This window comes from Novosphingobium sp. SL115 (genome assembly GCF_026672515.1).
GTDB lineage: Bacteria > Pseudomonadota > Alphaproteobacteria > Sphingomonadales > Sphingomonadaceae > Novosphingobium.
In genome coordinates this window covers 2,769,666-2,787,889 of record NZ_JAPPRG010000002.1, presented here as the reverse complement: position 1 = coordinate 2,787,889, position 18,224 = coordinate 2,769,666, and the positions used below count along the sequence as shown (strand labels likewise).

The 18,224-nt window shown below is 63.0% G+C and carries 28 protein-coding genes; 20 read left to right on the top strand and 8 right to left on the bottom strand.

Annotated elements, in window-relative coordinates:
- Nucleotides 1-693, bottom strand: a complete 693-nt coding sequence (locus OVA07_RS14985) for an ABC transporter ATP-binding protein (RefSeq protein ID WP_268172286.1) — start codon at nt 691-693, stop codon at nt 1-3.
- Between the two features lie 68 nt (nt 694-761).
- On the opposite strand from OVA07_RS14985, the gene OVA07_RS14980 reads away from it, so the two are divergent.
- Nucleotides 762-1,445: an arylesterase gene (locus tag OVA07_RS14980; protein ID WP_268172285.1), complete on the top strand. Its 684-nt coding sequence runs from the start codon at nt 762-764 to the stop codon at nt 1,443-1,445.
- Nucleotides 1,446-1,455: 10 nt separating this feature from the next.
- Here OVA07_RS14980 and recF read toward each other — a convergent pair whose 3' ends face one another.
- A complete protein-coding gene (gene recF / locus OVA07_RS14975; RefSeq protein ID WP_268172284.1) occupies nt 1,456-2,529 on the bottom strand; it encodes a DNA replication/repair protein RecF in 1,074 nt (357 codons plus the stop codon).
- A 50-nt stretch (nt 2,530-2,579) separates the two neighbouring features.
- Nucleotides 2,580-3,596, bottom strand: a complete 1,017-nt coding sequence (gene pspF / locus OVA07_RS14970; RefSeq protein WP_268172283.1) for a phage shock protein operon transcriptional activator — start codon at nt 3,594-3,596, stop codon at nt 2,580-2,582.
- Nucleotides 3,597-3,717: 121 nt separating this feature from the next.
- Between pspF and OVA07_RS14965 the strand changes: the two genes are divergently transcribed.
- From OVA07_RS14965 to OVA07_RS14915, 11 genes are read left to right on the top strand one after another with little or no spacing between them, the layout of a single operon-like run.
- The gene (locus tag OVA07_RS14965; RefSeq protein WP_268172282.1) at nt 3,718-3,927 is read left to right on the top strand and encodes a hypothetical protein; all 210 of its coding nucleotides are present in this window, start codon (nt 3,718-3,720) and stop codon (nt 3,925-3,927) included.
- Nucleotides 3,927-4,754 carry a phage shock protein PspA gene (pspA, locus tag OVA07_RS14960; RefSeq protein ID WP_268172726.1) on the top strand — a complete coding sequence of 276 codons (828 nt, stop codon included), beginning with the start codon at nt 3,927-3,929 and terminating at the stop codon, nt 4,752-4,754. The genes OVA07_RS14965 and pspA overlap by 1 nt, the downstream gene beginning before the upstream one ends.
- A 3-nt stretch (nt 4,755-4,757) precedes the next feature.
- Nucleotides 4,758-5,054, top strand: coding sequence for an envelope stress response membrane protein PspB (gene pspB / locus OVA07_RS14955; protein WP_268172281.1), 297 nt, complete (start codon nt 4,758-4,760; stop codon nt 5,052-5,054).
- Complete coding sequence (gene pspC / locus OVA07_RS14950; protein ID WP_268172280.1) at nt 5,051-5,425, top strand: envelope stress response membrane protein PspC; 375 nt, start codon at nt 5,051-5,053, stop codon at nt 5,423-5,425. The genes pspB and pspC overlap by 4 nt, the downstream gene beginning before the upstream one ends.
- A 55-nt stretch (nt 5,426-5,480) precedes the next feature.
- The gene (locus OVA07_RS14945; protein WP_268172279.1) at nt 5,481-5,765 is read left to right on the top strand and encodes a hypothetical protein; all 285 of its coding nucleotides are present in this window, start codon (nt 5,481-5,483) and stop codon (nt 5,763-5,765) included.
- On the top strand, nt 5,762-6,073 hold the full coding sequence (locus tag OVA07_RS14940) for a hypothetical protein (protein WP_268172278.1): 312 nt from the start codon (nt 5,762-5,764) through the stop codon (nt 6,071-6,073). The genes OVA07_RS14945 and OVA07_RS14940 overlap by 4 nt, the downstream gene beginning before the upstream one ends.
- Nucleotides 6,070-6,342 (top strand): hypothetical protein, encoded by a 273-nt coding sequence (locus OVA07_RS14935; RefSeq protein ID WP_268172277.1) that lies wholly within the window; start codon nt 6,070-6,072, stop codon nt 6,340-6,342. Before OVA07_RS14940 ends, OVA07_RS14935 begins: the two co-directional genes overlap by 4 nt.
- A gap of 13 nt (nt 6,343-6,355) precedes the next feature.
- Nucleotides 6,356-6,601 (top strand): hypothetical protein, encoded by a 246-nt coding sequence (locus tag OVA07_RS14930; RefSeq protein ID WP_268172276.1) that lies wholly within the window; start codon nt 6,356-6,358, stop codon nt 6,599-6,601.
- Between the two features lie 27 nt (nt 6,602-6,628).
- The gene (locus OVA07_RS14925; RefSeq protein ID WP_268172275.1) at nt 6,629-6,841 is read left to right on the top strand and encodes a hypothetical protein; all 213 of its coding nucleotides are present in this window, start codon (nt 6,629-6,631) and stop codon (nt 6,839-6,841) included.
- 46 nt (nt 6,842-6,887) lie between these two features.
- A complete protein-coding gene (locus OVA07_RS14920) occupies nt 6,888-7,301 on the top strand; it encodes a SufE family protein (protein ID WP_268172274.1) in 414 nt (137 codons plus the stop codon).
- Between the two features lie 19 nt (nt 7,302-7,320).
- A complete protein-coding gene (locus OVA07_RS14915) occupies nt 7,321-7,671 on the top strand; it encodes a YbaN family protein (RefSeq protein WP_268172273.1) in 351 nt (116 codons plus the stop codon).
- Here OVA07_RS14915 and OVA07_RS14910 read toward each other — a convergent pair whose 3' ends face one another.
- Nucleotides 7,672-8,187, bottom strand: a complete 516-nt coding sequence (locus OVA07_RS14910) for a sterol desaturase family protein (protein WP_268172272.1) — start codon at nt 8,185-8,187, stop codon at nt 7,672-7,674.
- 156 nt (nt 8,188-8,343) lie between these two features.
- On the opposite strand from OVA07_RS14910, the gene OVA07_RS14905 reads away from it, so the two are divergent.
- The 8 genes from OVA07_RS14905 to OVA07_RS14870 all read left to right on the top strand — a co-directional run bounded on the left by OVA07_RS14905 (nt 8,344) and on the right by OVA07_RS14870 (nt 14,420).
- Nucleotides 8,344-8,727 carry a hypothetical protein gene (locus OVA07_RS14905; RefSeq protein ID WP_268172271.1) on the top strand — a complete coding sequence of 128 codons (384 nt, stop codon included), beginning with the start codon at nt 8,344-8,346 and terminating at the stop codon, nt 8,725-8,727.
- A gap of 96 nt (nt 8,728-8,823) precedes the next feature.
- A complete protein-coding gene (gene leuC, locus OVA07_RS14900; RefSeq protein ID WP_268172270.1) occupies nt 8,824-10,260 on the top strand; it encodes a 3-isopropylmalate dehydratase large subunit in 1,437 nt (478 codons plus the stop codon).
- 5 nt (nt 10,261-10,265) lie between these two features.
- Entirely contained in the window at nt 10,266-10,796 is a 531-nt protein-coding gene (locus OVA07_RS14895) for a hypothetical protein (protein ID WP_268172269.1), read from the top strand.
- Nucleotides 10,797-10,857: 61 nt separating this feature from the next.
- Complete coding sequence (locus OVA07_RS14890; protein ID WP_268172268.1) at nt 10,858-11,943, top strand: zinc ribbon domain-containing protein; 1,086 nt, start codon at nt 10,858-10,860, stop codon at nt 11,941-11,943.
- The gene (locus OVA07_RS14885; protein ID WP_268172267.1) at nt 11,940-12,437 is read left to right on the top strand and encodes a DNA-deoxyinosine glycosylase; all 498 of its coding nucleotides are present in this window, start codon (nt 11,940-11,942) and stop codon (nt 12,435-12,437) included. The genes OVA07_RS14890 and OVA07_RS14885 overlap by 4 nt, the downstream gene beginning before the upstream one ends.
- A gap of 62 nt (nt 12,438-12,499) precedes the next feature.
- A complete protein-coding gene (locus tag OVA07_RS14880; RefSeq protein WP_268172739.1) occupies nt 12,500-12,661 on the top strand; it encodes a hypothetical protein in 162 nt (53 codons plus the stop codon).
- Between the two features lie 58 nt (nt 12,662-12,719).
- Nucleotides 12,720-13,361 (top strand): 3-isopropylmalate dehydratase small subunit, encoded by a 642-nt coding sequence (gene leuD / locus OVA07_RS14875; protein WP_268172266.1) that lies wholly within the window; start codon nt 12,720-12,722, stop codon nt 13,359-13,361.
- Between the two features lie 57 nt (nt 13,362-13,418).
- Nucleotides 13,419-14,420: an NADPH:quinone oxidoreductase family protein gene (locus tag OVA07_RS14870; RefSeq protein ID WP_268172265.1), complete on the top strand. Its 1,002-nt coding sequence runs from the start codon at nt 13,419-13,421 to the stop codon at nt 14,418-14,420.
- A 49-nt stretch (nt 14,421-14,469) separates the two neighbouring features.
- On the opposite strand, the gene OVA07_RS14865 is transcribed toward OVA07_RS14870, so the two are convergent.
- The 4 genes from OVA07_RS14865 to odhB all read right to left on the bottom strand — a co-directional run bounded on the left by OVA07_RS14865 (nt 14,470) and on the right by odhB (nt 18,186).
- The gene (locus OVA07_RS14865; RefSeq protein ID WP_268172264.1) at nt 14,470-15,108 is read right to left on the bottom strand and encodes a trimeric intracellular cation channel family protein; all 639 of its coding nucleotides are present in this window, start codon (nt 15,106-15,108) and stop codon (nt 14,470-14,472) included.
- 19 nt (nt 15,109-15,127) lie between these two features.
- A complete protein-coding gene (locus OVA07_RS14860; protein ID WP_268172263.1) occupies nt 15,128-15,325 on the bottom strand; it encodes a hypothetical protein in 198 nt (65 codons plus the stop codon).
- Nucleotides 15,326-15,435: 110 nt separating this feature from the next.
- A complete protein-coding gene (lpdA, locus tag OVA07_RS14855) occupies nt 15,436-16,836 on the bottom strand; it encodes a dihydrolipoyl dehydrogenase (protein WP_268172262.1) in 1,401 nt (466 codons plus the stop codon).
- Between the two features lie 99 nt (nt 16,837-16,935).
- Nucleotides 16,936-18,186 (bottom strand): 2-oxoglutarate dehydrogenase complex dihydrolipoyllysine-residue succinyltransferase, encoded by a 1,251-nt coding sequence (odhB, locus tag OVA07_RS14850; RefSeq protein ID WP_268172260.1) that lies wholly within the window; start codon nt 18,184-18,186, stop codon nt 16,936-16,938.
- Nucleotides 18,187-18,224: the final 38 nt, after the last annotated feature.

Below are 18,224 nucleotides of genomic sequence, written 5' to 3'. Positions count from 1 at the left end.
TCACGCTGCGCTGTCCGATGCGATGTGCCCATCTGCCAGCCGTACGATCCGCCCGCAGCGCGCGGCCAGCGCTTCGTCATGGGTGACCATGATGAACGTCGCGCCCGCCTGCGCCGCACGGGCAAACAGAAGGTCGGCCACGGCATCGCCAGTGGCATGGTCAAGGTTGCCGGTGGGTTCATCGGCAAACAGGATCGCAGGAGCCGGGGCCAGCGCCCGCGCAATCGCCACGCGCTGCTGTTCGCCGCCCGAAAGCTGCGCGGGATAATGGTGCAGCCGGTGACCCAACCCCACCGCCACCAGTTCAGCCTCTGCCCGCGCCATCGCGTCCGCCTGTCCGGCCAGTTCCAGCGGCGTTGCCACGTTTTCCAGCGCGGTCATCGTCGGCAACAGGTGAAAGGCTTGAAGCACGATGCCAATCCGCCCGCGCCGTGCAGCGGCAAGGCCATCTTCATCCAGCGCCGTGAAATCCGCCCCCGCCACGTTCAGCGCGCCGCCGCTCGCCCGTTCCAGCCCGGACAGGATCGCCAGCAGGCTGGACTTGCCCGAACCGGATGGCCCCAGCAGCGCCAGTGTTTCACCCGGCAGAACCGTCAGGTCGATCCCGCGCAGGATTTCGACCCGCGCCTCCCCGGTGCCAAGCGACAGGGTAAGGGCGGATGCGGTAATTACCGGTATGGTGGAACTTGTCACAGGCCTCACGTGGCATAGATTGGTTGCAGCGCGCAACCGGCACTTGGGGGCGCATGAGTGGAGTTTCAATGCGCAGTCTTGTTCTGATCGCCACCCTTGTTCTGGCCGCCTGCTCTGCCGAAAAGGCTCCCACACCTCAGCCCAGCGCCACCACGGCTGCCACCGTGCCTGTCCCCGCCAACGCTCCCGTCATCCTCGCCTTCGGGGACAGCCTTTATGCGGGCTATCAACTGAACCCCGGCGAAGGTTATCCGCCACGCCTTGAAGCCGCGCTCAACGCCGCCGGAACCCCGGCGCGCGTGGTCAATGCGGGCGTTTCGGGCGATACTACGGCGGCTGCGCTGCAACGCCTTGCTTTCACACTCGACAATCAGCCAATAAAGCCTGCGCTTGCGCTGGTCGGCCTTGGCGGCAACGACATGCTGCGCGGCCTTCCCCCCGAACAGACCCGCGCCAATCTGGACGCCATCCTGACCGAACTGGACAAGCGGCAGATCCCCGTGGTCCTGACCGGCATGTTGGCCGCGCCCAATCTGGGGGCAGACTATTCCGCCCAATTCAACCCGATCTGGCCAGACCTTGCCAAAAAGCACAAGGCAGGCCTTGTGCCGTTCTTCCTGCAACCGGTCATCGGCAACAAGGCGCTGATGCTGGAAGACAACGTGCATCCCAACGCCCAGGGCGTGGACAAGATCGTCGCGGTTACGCAAGCCCAGGTGACGCAAGCCCTGAAGGCTGCGATCCAGAAGTAGGAGCCACGGACTACGCGGGTTCCGCCACCCCATCGCGCACCGCCCAAACCGCGCTGGTCCCGGAAATGTCGGAAAACGGGGCCATTTCCGTGCCGGTCATCCATACTTGCGCGCCGCTTTGCGCCAGACGTTCAAACAGGGCCGAACGCCGCAGCGGATCAAGGTGCGCGGCGATTTCGTCCAGCAGCAACAGTCGGGGCCGCTCACCCGCCGTCAGCCCGGCATGGGCCAGCACGATGGCGATCAGCATCGCCTTCTGTTCTCCGGTTGAACAGTCTGCCGCCGGGGCGTTCTTGGCTGCCAGCGTGACGGCCAGATCGTCGCGGTGCGGGCCTGTCAGCGAACGGCCTGCGGCCCGGTCCCGCCGTCGTCCGTCGCGCAAAGCCATGCGCAACGCATCGGCGTCCAGCGGCACTTCGCTGGCATAGGCAAGCTCAGGGCGAGCAAAGGGCTGTTCGGGCACCCGTTCCAGCGCCGTGGCCAGATCAGCCACCAATGCCGCGCGCGCCGCCGCCATCGCTGCGCCGCATTCCGCCATCTGCGCCTCAATCCCGTCCAGCCACAGCGGGTCGGGTTCAGCCGGATCGCCCAGCAACCGGTTGCGTTCGCGCAGCGCGGTTTCATATCGCGTGGCATTGCGGGCATGGGCAGGGTCACGCGCCAGTACCAGCCGATCAAGGAAACGCCGCCGCGATCCTGCGCTTTCGGCAAAGATGCGGTCCATGGCTGGCGTCAGCCAGGTGATCGACAGCCATTCTGCCAGCCGCGCCGCGGGGCCTTCTGCGCCATTGATCCGCACCGAACGGCGGTTGGGGGCATCGGCCGACGTGGCCGTGCCAATCTGCACCGCGCCGTGTTCCATCTCGGCCGCCACGGCAAACCCGCCGGCGCCATCACGCCCAGCCATTTCTGCCGGTTGCGCCCGTCGCAGTCCACGTCCGGGGGCCAGCAGGCTGATTGCCTCCAGCACATTGGTCTTGCCCGCGCCGTTCTCACCCACCAGCACATTGAACGCCTGCATATCCACCAGCCGCGTCGCGGCATGATTGCGAAAATCGCGCAGGGTCAGACGGGTCAGCGACATTGTTGCGCGGCGTTAGTGGGTTTCGCGCCGGGAGGCAAAGGCTGCTGTTGTTATCCCCGCTCCATCAATCCATGCTTCTTCATGCAATGCCGCAACTGATCATAGCTCAGCCCCAGCGCCTTGGCGGTCTGCCGCTGGTTGTAGCGGTTGCGGCCCAGATGGTGTTCGATGATCGCGCGTTCGTGTGCGTCCACGGCCTGCCGCAAGTCGCTGATCTCGTCGTAATCAGCCGATGCCGCAATGGGCAGAGGCGCAGCATCGGTTTCGGCCATGCGTGGCGGCGCAACCGGCTTCCACGCGCTTTCGAACGGGTCGAACTGCACATGGGCAATCGGCGTGGTCCAGTCATCCCAGCGATAGACCGCGCGTTCCACCACGTTGCGCAATTCGCGCACATTGCCCGGCCAGAGGTGTTCCTCCATCGCCTTTTGCGTGGGCGGCGCAAAGCCGGGCCATGAATCCCAGTGCAATTCTGCCGCCATGCGCCGCCCGAAGTAATCGGCCAGCACCGCAATATCGCCTTCGCGCACCCGCAGCGGGGGAAGGGTGATGACTTCAAAGCTCAGCCGGTCCAGCAGGTCGGCGCGGAACCGGCCCTGCTGCGCCATGCGGGGCAGGTCTTCGTTGGTTGCCGCCACGATGCGCACGTCCACACGCACCGGCTTGCTCGACCCGATGCGGGTGACCTCGCCATATTCGACCGCGCGCAGCAGCCGTTCCTGCGCGCCCATCGACAGCGTGCCCAGTTCGTCAAGGAACAGTGTGCCCTTGTCGGCTTCTTCAAACCGGCCCACCCGCACCCGCGTTGCGCCGGTGAAAGCGCCTGCTTCATGCCCGAAAAGTTCAGCCTCGATCAGCGTTTCGGGCAGTGCCGCGCAGTTCATCGTCACCAGCGGTTCCTGCCAGCGCGTTGACAGGCGGTGCAGGCGCTCGGCGATCAGTTCCTTGCCGGTGCCGCGTTCGCCAATCACCAGCACTGGACGGCGCATGGGCGCAGCCCGGCTGGCGCGTTCCACCGCATCCAGAAACGCACCCGATTGCCCGATGAACTGAACTTCCCTATCCATTCCCCAAGGAGTAGCATTTTCTGCTAATGACCGGCAAGAATTCCCAACATTAAAAATCAGGATCGTTGAAAAACCCCCGAAAATCGGCGCTTCAGAAGTTTGGCACACCCCTTGCTATAACATGAACAACACCGGTTTCGACACCGGAACACCCCGCCGAAAGGTTCATACGATGTACACCGCCCGCTTCTTCTCCACCCAGCTCGGTCGCGCCAGCCTCGCCAGCATTGGTGCGATGGTGGTGATGTGCTGCTTCGCCCTCAGCCAGCAGGTCAGCGCGGTTCCCACCGTCACGGCTTCGACCGCGGCGATTACCGGTGAACTGGCATGATGGCAGACGACCTCTCCCCGATCCGCGCCGAAAGCGCCCGCACCACCCGTCTTGATGCGGAGCTTGAGCGGCTGCGCTCGTCATCGCAGGGCGGCGCAGGTTCGAATTACGGTGCCCAGTCGCGCCCCACTTTCACCACCGGAGTAAACCTGATGGGCATCTTCTCGCGGACTCGCGACATCATTGCCGCCAATTTCAACGACTTGCTTGATAAGGCGGATGATCCTGCCAAGATGATCCGCATGATTATCATGGAGATGGAGGAAACGCTGGTCGAAGTCCGTGCCTCGGCCGCGCGCACCATTGCCGATCAGAAGGAAATGGGCCGTCATGTGGCCAAGCTGGATCGTCTGCAGGCCGACTGGTCGGAAAAGGCGCAGCTTGCCCTGTCGAAGGACCGCGAAGATCTGGCCCGCGCCGCGCTGGTGGAAAAGAAGAAGGCCGCCGACATGGGCGACCAGCTTCGTACCGAAATTGCCGTGCTGGACGATGCGATGCGCGCTTACGAACAGGACATCGAAAAGCTGCAGACCCGCCTGCGCGAAGCCCGCAGCCGCCAGACCGCCATCGCCGCCCGCCTTGAAAGCGCCGAAAACCGCGTCCGCCTGCGGTCCTTGCTGGCCAGCGAACGTGTGGATGAAGCCATGGCCCGGTTCGACCAGCTCGAACGCCGTGTCGACTACGCCGAAGGCCGCGCCGACGCGCTGAGCCTTGCTGACAACACCGCCAAGCCGAACCTTGCCGACGAAATCGCCGCGCTGGCCGGTCAGGACAAGATCGATGAGGAACTCGAAGCGATGAAACGCGCGCTTGGAAAGGAAGGCTGAGCCATGGAAGACTACGTTGCCATCGTGTCCATCTTTCTGGGCCTGCCGTGGATCATCTTCCACTATATTACTAAATGGAAGACCGCCGCCACGCTGACCAACGGGGATGAGGCGCTGCTGGACGAACTCTATCAGCTTGCCCGCCGTCTTGATGAACGCATGGATACGGTTGAGCGGCTGGTCGCTTCGGACAACCCGGATTTCAAACCCGCCCGCATTCTGCACAACCGCGAAACCGACAATCAGAAACTGCGCGAACTCGATCGGATGTTCGCCGAACAGGGAAGGACCACCAAGTGAACAGCCAGCGCACCCGCTTTTACCGCGACAAGGCCAATGGCAAGTTCATGGGCGTCTGCGCCGGGGTTGCCGACTATACCGGGGTAGATGTGCTCTGGGTTCGGCTTGGCTTTTTGGTCCTGGCCTTTTCCATGGGCTGGCCTTTCCTGGTTTACTTCGCGCTGGGCATGCTGGCCCCGAAAAAGCCGGGCCATCTTTACGGTGACCGGCAGGAGCAGCAGTTCTGGCAGCGCGTCCGCCAGTCGCCAGCCCGCACCGCCCGCGAAGTCCGCGCCAGCTTCCGCGATATCGATCGCCGTCTGGCCGATGTGGAAAGCTTCTACGTGAACTCGAACCCGCGCCTTTCGGCCGAAATCGAGAAGCTGCGCTGAAGTCTGCCAAGCTTACCCGAACAGCACCTGAACTGTCCTGAGGGGGACTGAACCAATGGGACCTGACCAACTTGGCCCGCTGATCCCGATCATCGCGCTGTGCATTCCAATCGTCGCGATCTGGACGAAACATCGCCAGAAGATCGCCGAGATGCAGATCAACGCGACGGCTGAACTGAGCGCTGAAAAAGCGGCGCAATATGCCGCGCATACACAGGAACTCGAACAGCGCGTCCGTGTGCTGGAACGCATCGTCACCGACAAGGGGTTCGACACCGCCGCCCAGATCGAAGCGCTGCGCCGTGATAGCGCTGTGCTGGAAGACAGGAGGGCGCAATGAACTGGGGCGGGCCTGAATTCGTCTTGGCGATCATCGCCATCTCCACCGGCGGCTGGATCGTCAACAACTGGATCCGTGCGCGCCATGGCTATGCGCTGGAAGACGAATGGGGCGGCAAGACGCTGCGTGCCGACGATCAGGCGATGGCTCAGTTGCGGGATGAAAATGCGGCGCTGCGCCAGCAGCTTGAAGTCACCCACCAGCGCCTTGCCAATGTTGAAGCCATCGTCACCGATCGCGGTTTCGATGTGGCCGGACAGATCGAGGCGCTGCGGACGGAACGGCCCGCGCAGGGAGGGCAGCCATGAACGAAGATATGATTCTGGCACTGGCCTTCATGCTTATCGTGGTGCCGATTGTGCTGGGCGTTGGCTCGGACATCTACAAGCGCCGCCTTGCCTTTCGGGAACGCGAACTTGAACTGCTGTCAAAGCAGACCGCCGAAAAGGCCGCGCAATATGCCGCGCAGGCCGAACGGCTGGAACAGCGTGTCCGCGTTCTGGAACGCATCGCCATCGACAACAAATCCGACCTTGCGCTGCAGATCGAAGGTCTGCGCGACGCCAAGGTGAATTGAGGAACCGCACGCAATGTCATTCTGGAGCGCCGTCGTCGCCATTGTCGCGATCATCGCGTTTGCCCGCATCCGCATGAACCGCGACAGCGCGCGCCATATCCATCACGATCAGCCACCGGTCGATCAGGCCTATACCGCCAGCCTTGAACGCGAAGTGGCCGAAATGCGCAAGCGGCTTGAAGTGCTGGAACGCATTGCCACCGACGATGGCGAAACCCGCCGCCTCTCGCGCGAGATCGAATCGCTGCGCGATCAATAAACCCACCCTTTCAAGGGAGTTGCCGATATGACTTCCGATATTGTCTTATCATTGTCCGCGCTGACCGGCCTTGGCATGATCGCGATGGCGGCCCTGCGCGGCTGGGATGGCTGGCTGGCGCTAAAACGTCTGGAACTCGAACGCAGCGAAACGGGCGACACAGCCAGCCTGATCGACCTTGCCGATATGCGTGAACGCCTGCGCAAGCTGGAAGCCATCGCGGCCGGGGTTGATCTCTAGTCCGTAGGCGGTGGACGCCGCCGCAAGCGCCCGCTAGATGCGAATCATGCGCAAACTCGATGACATTCTGGAAGAGTACGAATTTCTCGATGGTGATGAACGCTATCGCCTGCTGATCGAGCTGGGCCGTGAACTTGAACCCATGCCCGATGCGCTGAAGACCGACGCGACTCTGGTGCGCGGCTGTTCGGCCAGCGTTTGGGTCTATCCCACGCAAGGCGCAGATGGCGGCTTGCATTTTCTCGCAGACAGCAACGCCGCCATCACCAAGGGCATTGTCGCACTGGTGCTGTCTGTGGTGCAGGACTGTCCGGCACAAGAGGTTGCACAAACCGATATTGCCGAGGCGCTCGCCCCGTTCGATCTGAAAAAGCAGCTTTCATCCAACCGCACGCAGGGCGTGCCCAACATGATCGCGCTGGTGCGTGAACATGCGGGCCGCCTGGCCGCAGCGGCCTGAAAGGCACAGCGCGAAACCCATGCGCCGCCACCTCTATCTTGCAGGCGGTGTCATAAGCGTTGCACTAGGTGCAATCGGCGCTTTCCTGCCAATCCTGCCCACGGTGCCGTTTTTGCTGCTGGCCGCCTTCTGTTTCGCCCGGTCAAACCCGGCGTGGGAACAACGCCTGCTCGACCACCCCCGCTACGGTCCACCCTTGCGCCAATGGCGAACCCGCCGCGCGATTTCGCGTCGCGCCAAAAAAGGCGCACTGATCGCCATGGCTGCAGGTGTTGCGCTTACGGCGGTAACAGCAGGCTGGCCGTGGGTGCTGATCCCCGCAGGCGTCATGGCCATCACCGGCACATGGATCTGGACGCGGGCGGAATAGCTACTCCACGGCTTCCCTCAGCACTGCAATCCCGCGCTCCCGCTGCACCCGCAATTCCTGCTTCAACTTTGCCGGATCGCGCGCGAAAACGAAGCCGAAGCTGACGCCGCCTTCCTTGCCGATGGTGGCGTGGTGCAATTTATGGGCCTGCACCAGCCGCTTGGCATAGCCGCGCTTGGGCACCCAGCGGAACCAGCGTTGGTGGACAAGGCCGTCGTGGACCAGCGTATAGATCACGCCATAGATCAGCACGCCAAGGCCAATCCATGTGCCCGGCCACCATGCGCTGTTGCCCATAATCATGGGGCTGCCCACTGCAAACATGCCAATCGACATGGCGGCACCGACGATGGCGTAGAGATCGTTCTTTTCCAGAAAACCGTCATGCGGTTCGTGGTGATCGCGGTGCCAGCCCCAGCCGAAGCCGTGCATGATGTATTTGTGGCTGGACCACGCGATGCATTCCATGGCGATGACGGTGGCAACGACGACCAATGCGGGGACCAATATCGACATGCCCCGCCTTTACACCGCCTCATCGCGGCCCGCGACACATTCTTACACTTTGCCCGAAAGTCGCGACGGGTCGTTTCGCTGGCGTTCAGCCGGGGAAGGGCAATTTGGCTTCAACGCAAAACACTGCGTCAACAAATGTCTTTCAGGAGATTTGAAATGCGCAAGACCATTCTCGCCGCCGTCCTTCCCGCCCTGTTGGCCGCAGGCATTGCCACCCCAGCGCTTGCTCGTGACAATGATCGTTATCCCGGCGGCAACCGCGCCGAAGCATCGTATCTGACGCCCGCGCGCAATGCCGAAATCCGCCGCGATATCTATGCGCTTGATGCCCGTATCCAGCGCGCGCAGTCCAATCGCGCCATTTCCCCGCGCGAAGCGCAGGGGCTGCGTCGTGACGCCCGCGATATCAAGCAGACCTACACCCGCTATGCCAACCGGGGCTTGTCGATGAACGAATATCGCACTCTGGAACGTCGGGTCGCCACAATTAACTCGCGCCTTCATGCGGAAAAGTGGGATCGTGACGGTCGCCGGGGCTAAAACACCACGCGGGCGCAAGAAAATTACGTCCGCACAGCGAATGGCCCGCCCTTTCCTGCTTGAATTGCAGAAGGGGCGGGCCTAACCGCTTGGGCTATGTCGAACAATGCACCCCGCACGCTTTACCAGAAAATCTGGGACGCCCACGTCGTTGAACGCCGTGATGATGGCACCTGCCTGATCTATATTGACCGTCACCTCGTTCACGAAGTGACCAGCCCGCAGGCGTTTGAATCGCTTCGCACATCGGGCCGCAAGGTGCGCCGTCCCGATCTGACGCTGGCGGTGCCGGACCACAACCTGCCCACCACGGCCCGGCGCACTGCCACTGGCGCGCGAGTGCCCATTGCCGATCCTGAATCGGCGCAGCAGCTTGAAGCGCTGGAACGCAATGCGCCCGAATTTGGCATCCGCTATATCGGTGATGCCGATGTGGAGCAGGGCATCGTTCATGTCGTCGGGCCGGAACAGGCGTTTTCGCTGCCCGGCGCCACCATCGTTTGCGGTGACAGCCACACCGCCTGCCACGGCGGGCTGGGCGCGCTGGCATTCGGCATCGGCACCAGCGAGGTTGAGCATGTGCTGGCCACGCAAACCCTGCTGCTGAAGCAGTCGAAGACCATGGAAGTGCGCGTCGAAGGCGATTTGCTGCCCGGCGTCAGCGCCAAGGATGTGGTGCTGCACATCACCGGCGTGCTGGGCGCGGCGGGCGGCACCGGTTCGGTCATCGAATATACCGGTTCGGTCATCCGCGACCTGTCGATCGAAGGCCGCTTGACCATTTCGAACATGGCAATCGAACACGGCGCGCGCGCAGGCCTGTGCGCGCCCGATGAAAAGACCTTCGCCTATCTTCAGGGCCGCCCCTATGCGCCCAAGGGTGAAGACTGGGACAAGGCCGTGGCATGGTGGACCAGCCTCGCCACCGATCCGGGCGCAACCTATGACAAGGTTGTGGTGATCGACGCCGCCGACATCGCCCCGTCTGTCACGTGGGGCACCAGCCCGGAAGACGTGCTGCCGATTACCGGTGTGGTTCCGGCCCCCGAATCGTTTGCCGATGCGTCCAAGCAGGAAGCCGCACGCGCCAGCCTTGCCTATATGGGGCTGGAACCCGGACAGCGCATGGAAGACGTCGAAGTGCAAAACATCTTCATCGGTTCGTGCACCAACAGCCGCATCGAAGACATGCGCGCCGCCGCTGCCATTCTGAAAGGCCGCAAGAAGGCCGACAATGTGAAGTGGGCGGTGGTCGTCCCCGGATCGGGCCTTGTGAAGCAGCAGGCCGAAGCCGAAGGGCTGGACCGCGTGTTCACCGAAGCCGGTTTCGAATGGCGCGAACCGGGCTGTTCGGCATGTCTTGGCATGAACCCGGACAAGGTGCCTGCCGGTGAACGCTGCGCTTCCACTTCGAATCGCAATTTCGTGGGGCGTCAGGGTCCGGGCGCGCGCACCCATCTGGTCAGCCCTGCCATGGCAGCAGCCGCTGCCGTCACCGGCAAGCTGACCGACGTGCGCAAGCTGATGGACTGACCGCCATGGCCGGGCTTCCGACAGCGGCGCTTCAGTTGGCAGGGTTCCTTATGGCCCATGCTTTCTGGACCACATCGGAACTCCCGGCTGAAGGGCATTATCAGCCGCAGTCGCTGTGCATGAGGGCTGACGGCAACCGGTCGCTCAATACGTTTGAAGGCGCCACGGCCAAGGATCAGGACGATTCTGCCCGCGCCTTCATCACCGGCGGGGCCAGTCAGTGGCCCGATTGCGCCGTGGCGCGGCAAGTAAAAGTGGGCACGCCTACCGGTGATGTCGACGCGCTGGTGATCGACGTGGTGCAATATGGCGGCAGCGTGATGACCGTTGTGCAGGCCTATCGCCCTGCCGCTCAAGGGTTCCGCCTGCTGGGCGATGAATTGATGATGGGCGACAGCGGACCTTTGCCGCCGCTTCCCGCAGCGCAGGCGGCGGCGGCCATGCGGGAAGGTGCCATCGACCATCCCGGCCTTGGCGACAAATGGAGCCAGTGGGAACAGGCCCGCGACCCGTTCAGCCCTCTTGTTCAGCGCTAGATTTACAAGATTGCCCTGACGGCATAGCCTCCTCGCCCTCAAGGATATAAGGGCAGGGGTCATGGACATGATCAAGGGCGTGCGCGTGCCGGAACGCATCTATCGCGGCGTGCTGTGGCTGGTGTCCGTGGTATTTGCGGGCTTTATCATCGGCTTGGGCAATCTGGTGATCGGCGATTTGCCGATGGTCGATGAACAGGTCGTGGCGGCCCCGGCGGATGATACACCCGCTGTTCGCCAGGTCCGTGGCCAGATTGCGCAACTGGAGCGTGACAAGGCCGGGATTGACGACAAGCTGGAAATCCAGCGTCTGCAACTCGATCAGGCGCAGCGCGCGTCGACCACCGCCAGTGAAACCTTCCGCGCGTGGATTGCCGCGCGAACCGCCACCACCAATCCGCAGCAAGACCCCGAAGTCCTTGCACGCACCCGCGAACTGGAACAGCTTAAAGGCAACGAACGCGCCATTCAGCAGGCGATTGCGACGCTGGAGAATGAACGTGCCCCGCTGGACCAGCGCGAAACGGCCCTGCGCGGACAGGAAAATGATCTGATCGCCGCCGCATGGCCCGCGCAGGAACGGGCGATGTTCTGGCAGGAACTGCGGGTCTTTGCGCTGCGCCTTCTGCTCACGCTGCCGATGCTTGCGGTGGCTGCGTGGATGGTGATGAAAAAGCGCAAGAGCGACCACTGGCCGCTGATGCGTGGCTTCGTGCTGGCCGCCGTGTTCGTGTTCTTCGTGGAACTGGTGCCCTATCTGCCCAGCTATGGCGGTTATGTGCGCTATGCCGTTGGCATTGTCCTCACCTTTGCTGTCGGGCACTTTCTTATCAAGAACATGCGCGCCTATCTGGCCCAGCGGCAAGAAGGGGAAGCGCAAGCTGAACAGGAGCGTCGAAAGCGGGTTAGCCATGATGAGGCGTTCAAGAAGATGGCCGCCAAGGTCTGCCCCGGCTGCGACCGCCCCATTTCGACCACCGGCGATGCCGAGGCCAATTTCTGCGTCCACTGCGGCATGACCCTTTTCGATCATTGCCATGCCTGCAACACCCGCAAGATGGCGTTCTTCCGGTTCTGCATGACCTGCGGCACCCCAGCCAAGGAAGATGCCCCCGCCGCCGCGTTGCCCAATCCCGCCCCGGCATGACGGCCCGCAAAGCGTCCTTTGCCCCCGTTGCCGATGCCCGCACCCGCGTTTTGATTCTCGGCAGCCTGCCGGGGGAGGCAAGCCTTGCCGCCGCGCGCTATTACGCCAATCCGCGCAACCAGTTCTGGCGGCTGGCAGGCGCGGTGATCGGGGTTGACCTTGCCGCAATGGATTATGACGCGCGGCTGGCGGATCTGTTGTCGCATGGGCTGGGGCTGTGGGATTCCATCGGATCCGCCACCCGCAGCGGCAGTCTGGACACGGCCATCCGCGAAGTTCAGCCCAATGCGCTGGCCGACCTTGCTGCGTCGCTTCCTGCGCTGCAATGCGTTGCCTTCAACGGCGCAAAATCTGCTGCCGTTGGCGCGCCGCAACTGGCAGGCATCGGGGCGCTGTCCCAGCTGCGCCTGCCGTCCAGCAGCCCGGCCCATGCCACGCTGTCGTTCGATGCCAAGCTTGCGCAATGGATGAACCTGCGGAAATTCCTGCGCTGATCCTTGCATTTATGTGACTCCCGGCCAATCTTGGGTGGCCCTAGGGCTATGGAGTTTTGTGCGTGACCAAGAAAACCGACTGGACCGGCAAGGCTGCGATGGCGGGCGCGGCAATTGGCTCGGCAGCGCTTGCCGCCGCGTTGCTCTATACCTCGCGCCGCAAGGAACGCGCTGAAAAGGCCGAAGCCAAGGCTCCGCCAGCGGAAAATCCTGAAACCGACTGATGAATACCGGTGCCATGGGGATATTGCATCCCTGCCGTGCCGGGCTATAGCGCCTGTCATGGAACCGGTTAAGCAGATCGATGGACGGGCCATCCCGTTCGGCCGCAAGAACGTCGATACCGACGTCATCATCCCGTCGAAGTGGCTGAAGACGATCAGCCGTCAGGGCCTTGGTCGCGGCGCTTTCGAAGCCTTGCGTGAAGACCCGGACAATATCTTCGACAGCGCCGAATTTTCCGGCTCGCCCATCCTGATCGCGGGCGACAACTTTGGCTGCGGGTCAAGCCGTGAACATGCTGCATGGGCGCTGCTCGATTTGGGCGTAAAGGCCGTGATCGCGCCGTCGTTCTCTGACATCTTTTCCGGCAATGCCTTCAAGAACGGCATCCTCACCGTTGTTCTGCCGCAGGAAGCGGTCGACCGCCTGATGGAAGTTGCACAGACCGATCCGGTGTCGATCGATCTGGAATCGCAGACGGTCACCACGCCGTTTCAGGATCGTTTCAGCTTCGAAGTCGATCCGTTCCGCAAGCACTGCCTCCTGAACGGCCTTGACGAAGTGGGCCTTACGCTGGCGCGCGATGCCGCCATCGCCACGCACGAGGCAAAGATGCGCGCCGACCTTCCGTTCCTTGCCAAAGGCACGGGTGTAGTAGCGGCGCTTAACTGCACGCTTAAAAGCACTTCCCAAGCGCGGTAAAACTTGCTTCCTTGGCCTCAAGCGGATCGATTCCGCATGGCTTAGGGAGAATGACCAATGAAGGCTCTGCGCACTCACGCGGCAGGCGGCCCCGAAACGCTTGTGCTGGATGATCTGCCCGATCCGGTGCCGGGCAAGGGCGAAGTGCTGGTCCGCGTCCACGCCTGTTCGATCAACTTTCCCGATACGCTGATGATCCGCGACCTGTACCAGTTCCGCCCCGAACGCCCTTTCGCGCCGGGCAGCGAACTGGCGGGCACAGTCGAAGCGCTGGGCGAAGGCGTAACCGGCTGGTCCGTGGGCGACCGCGTGATTGCGATGATCGGCAATGGCGGACTTGCGGAAAAGATCGTCGCCCCCGCTGCCCGCCTGTTCCCGTTGCCCGATGGGGTGGATTTCGCCACCGGCGCGTCGCTGCTGATGACCTATGGCACGACGATTCATGGGTTGAAGGATCGCGGCCATATCAAGGCGGGGGAAACCGTGCTGGTGCTGGGCGCGGCGGGCGGCGTGGGCCTTTCGGCGGTGGAACTGGCCAAGGCGTTCGGCGCGCGCGTAGTCGCTGCGGTATCGAGCGAGGAGAAAGCCGCCGTCGCGCGTGAAGCCGGGGCCGACGATGTGGTCATCTATGGCCGCGCGCCGTTCGACAAGGCGCAAAGCAAGGCTCTGGCTGAACAGTTCAAGGCCGCCTGCGGCCCTAATGGCGCGGATATCGTCTATGATATCGTCGGCGGCGATTATTCCGAACCGGCCCTGCGCGCCATCGCATGGGAAGGGCGCTTCCTTGTCGTCGGCTTCCCGGCAGGCATTGCCAAGCTGCCGCTGAACCTGACCCTGCTGAAATCGTGCGACGTTTGCGGCGTGTTCTGGGGAGCATGGACCGCGCGCGAACCCGCCGCATTCAAGGCCGAGGTCGATGAACTGTTCGCTCTGCTGAAAGCGGGCAAGATCAACCCACGCGTATCGGCCCGCTTTGCGCTAGAAGAAGGCCGCGATGCCATTGCCATGCTCGAAAACCGGCAGGCCATGGGCAAAGTCGTGGTCGAGATGATCGGCTAGGGCGTTTCTCTCCCCTCCCGCTTGCGGGAGGGGTTGGGGGAGGGCCTGTTCAGCGCTCTTCCGAACTGTAAACTGGCAGCCCCAACCGCCAGTAAATCGCCGCGCCGCGCAGGCTGAAGCCTGCAATTGCGGCCACCGGCCAGACGATGCCATTGGCCAGCCCCAGCGCCGCGCCACCTGCGCAAAGCGCTGATGAAAGCGCGGCGGCGGTGACATACAATTCAGGCCGCATCAGGATGGAAGGCCGCCCGGCCAGCACATCGCGAATGATCCCGCCGACACAGCCGGTAATCACCCCCATCAGAACGGCCGGTGCCGGAGCCACGCCAAAAGCCAGCGCCTTGGCCGTGCCCAGCACCGCATAAGCGCCAAGCCCCGCCGCGTCGGCCCATTCCAGCACGGCGCCTTCCCACCAGCGATGCGGGGTGAACCATGCCACCAGCGCCACGCCCATGCACACCGGCGCAACCCACGGATCGTGCACCCAGAACACGGGCGCACCAATCAGCAGGTCGCGCACCGAACCGCCGCCCACACCGGTCACCAGCGCGAAAAACGCCATGGTAACAAATGTCTGCCGCAATTGCGCGGCCAGCAAGGCTCCCGTCAGCGCGAACACGGCAATACCCGCCAGATCGAGCGCGCCGATCAGCGCCGAAAGGTCGGTGGTGGGTATCAGCGTGGGCATGGGCATGGTGCTGCGCGCATTATTCGCCCAGCAGGGCTTCCAGCTTTGCCTTCAGCGCGGTGATGCGTTCACCCGCTTCGGTAAAGGTCTTCACGTCTTCGCGGTTGTTGTTGCCGCGCGCTTCCTTGGCCGCTTCGACATAGCCTTCAAGATCCGCTTCCAGCGCATCGATCAGCATTTCGGTTTCGTCTTCGGTCAGGGTCAGCTTGATGGCCATCTCGGCACTCCTTTGATTCAAACCCTGCGGTTACCGCCGACAGGGGCAGGGCACAAATGAAAAGGGCCGCCCCAAAGGACGGCCCCATTCTTACCGGAAGGCGGCCCAGATTACATGTGGATGGGCTTGCCCGTCACCGCCATGGCCGCTTCCTTCACCGCTTCCGAATGGGTCGGGTGCGCGTGGCAGGTATAGGCGATGTCTTCGCTGGTCGCGCCAAATTCCATGGCCTGTGCGGCTTGGGCGATCATCGTGCCCGCCACGCTGGCAATGCACCACACGCCCAGCACGCGGTCGGTCTTGGCATCGGCAATGACCTTCACGAAACCATCGGGTTCGTGGTTGGTCTTGGCGCGGCTGTTGGCCATCATCGGGAACTTGCCGACCTTGATCTCGCCGCGTTCTTTGGCGGCTTCTTCGGTCAGGCCCACGCCCGCGAATTCGGGCATGGTGTAAACCACGCCGGGGATCACGTCATGGTTCACGATGCCGGTCAGCCCGGCAATGTTCTCGGCCACGGCAATGCCTTCGTCCTCGGCCTTGTGTGCCAGCATCGGGCCGGGGATCACGTCGCCAATCGCCCACACGCCGTCCACCTTAGTGGCAAAGTCGTGGTCGGTTTCAATCTGGCCGCGTGCGTTCAGCTCCAGCCCGATCTTGTCGAGGCCAAGGCCATCGACATTCGGACGGCGGCCAATGGCCACCAGCACGCAATCGGCTTCCAGCGTGGCAGCGTCACCGCCCTTGGCCGGTTCGACAGTCAGTTTGGCCTTTCCGCCATCCACCGCAACGCCGGTAACCTTGGTGCCGAGCTTGATGTCCATGCCCTGCTTCTTGAAGATCTTGGCGGCTTCCTTGCGCACGTCGCCGTCCATGCCGGGCAGCAACTGGTCAAGGAATTCCACGACCGTCACCTTCGCGCCCAGACGACGCCAGACCGAGCCGAGTTCAAGCCCGATCACACCGCCGCCGATCACGACCATGTGGTCCGGCACCTTCTTCAGCGAAAGCGCGCCGGTGCTGTCGACGATAACGCCAGCATCGTTGTCCACGGTCACGCCCGGCAGCGGGGTCACGCTCGAACCCGTGGCGATCACGATGTTCTTTGCGGTAACTTTCTGGCCTGCGACCGAAACGGTGTGCGCGTCTTCGAACGTGGCATAGCCTTTCAGCCAGGTCACCTTGTTCTTCTTGAACAGGAATTCGATGCCGCCAGTCAGGCCCTTCACCGATTCTGCCTTCTGTGCCAGCATTGCGTCCAGATCGAGTTCAAGCGAACCGGTCTTGATGCCATAGCTGGCCAGCGTGCCGTTGCGGGCTTCGTCGAACTTTTCCGACCCGTGCAGCAGCGCCTTGGACGGAATGCAGCCGACATTGAGGCAGGTTCCGCCCAGCGTTTCGCGGCCTTCGACACATGCGGTCTTGAGGCCCAATTGCGCCGCGCGGATTGCCGCGACATAGCCGCCGGGACCGGCACCGATGACAAGGACGTCGTAATCGTATTCAGCCATTTTCTAAACTCCTGAGTCCCCGCGAAGGCGGGGACCTGGTGCCTTCAGGCAGAGTGTATCCGGCCTGAGGCCCCCGCTTTCACGAGGGCGCGCAGCAGGTCAGAGATCGATCAGCAGACGGGTAGGATCTTCGATCGCTTCCTTGATGGTCTTGAGCGCCGTCACAGCCTCGCGTCCGTCAATGATGCGATGGTCATACGACAATGCGATGTACATCATCGGGCGGATCACGATTTCACCATTGCGCACCACCGGACGGTCTTCGATGCGGTGCAGGCCCAGCACGGCCGACTGTGGCGGGTTGATGATCGGGGTGGACATAAGCCCGCCGAACACGCCGCCATTGGAAATGGTGAAGGTGCCGCCAGCCATGTCGGCCATGGTCAGCGCGCCATCGCGGGCCTTCTTGCCGTAATCGGCAATAGACTTTTCGATGTCGGCAAAGCTCATCTTGTCGACATCGCGGACCACCGGCACGACAAGGCCGTTCGGTGCGGAAACCGCGACCGAGATGTCCACATAGTCGAAATAGACGATCTCCTGAGCGCCTTCTGGGCCCTGGATCTGCGCGTTGACCGAAGGAATATCCTTCAGCGCCAGCACAGATGCCTTGGCGAAGAACGACATCAAGCCGAGCTTTACGCCGTGCTTCTTTTCGAACACGTCTTTGTACTTGACGCGCGCTTCCATGACCGCGGTCATGTCCACGTCGTTGAACGTGGTCAGCAGGGCGGCCGTTTCCTGCGCGCTCTTCAACCGCTTGGCGATGGTCTGGCGCAGGCGCGTCATCTTCACGCGCTCTTCGTTGCGACCGGCCACCGGGGCCGCAATCGCAGCGGAGGCAGGTGCGGTGGCGACCGGGGCGGGCGATGCCTGCTTGGCCGCCGCTGCGGTCATCACGTCTTCCTTGGTCAGGCGGCCGTCCTTGCCGGTGCCTTTGACGGTCGACGGGTCGATGCCATATTCCAGCACCGCGCGGCGCACGGCGGGCGAAAGCGCAGTGGCTTCGCTCGACGCTGCTGCCGGTGCGACGGCAGGGGCTTCCGAAGCCGATGCCGGGGCAACCGGCGCTTCGGTGCGCGGTGCAGGAGCCTGCGCGCCAGCAGCAGCCACGCCGTCTTCGATCAGCGCCAGCAGTGCGCCAACCGAAACGGTGTCGCCTTCATTGGCCACCAGCGCGCCCAGCACGCCAGCCGCAGGCGCGGGCACTTCAACCGCCACCTTGTCGGTTTCCAGGCTGACGATGGGTTCGTCCAGCGCCACGGCTTCACCCGGCTTCTTCAGCCACTGGCCAACGGTTGCTTCACTGACGCTTTCACCCAGCGTCGGAACCTTCACTTCAATCGACATATCTTGCGTTCCTTGGGGAGAAGGAAAATCAGTTCTTC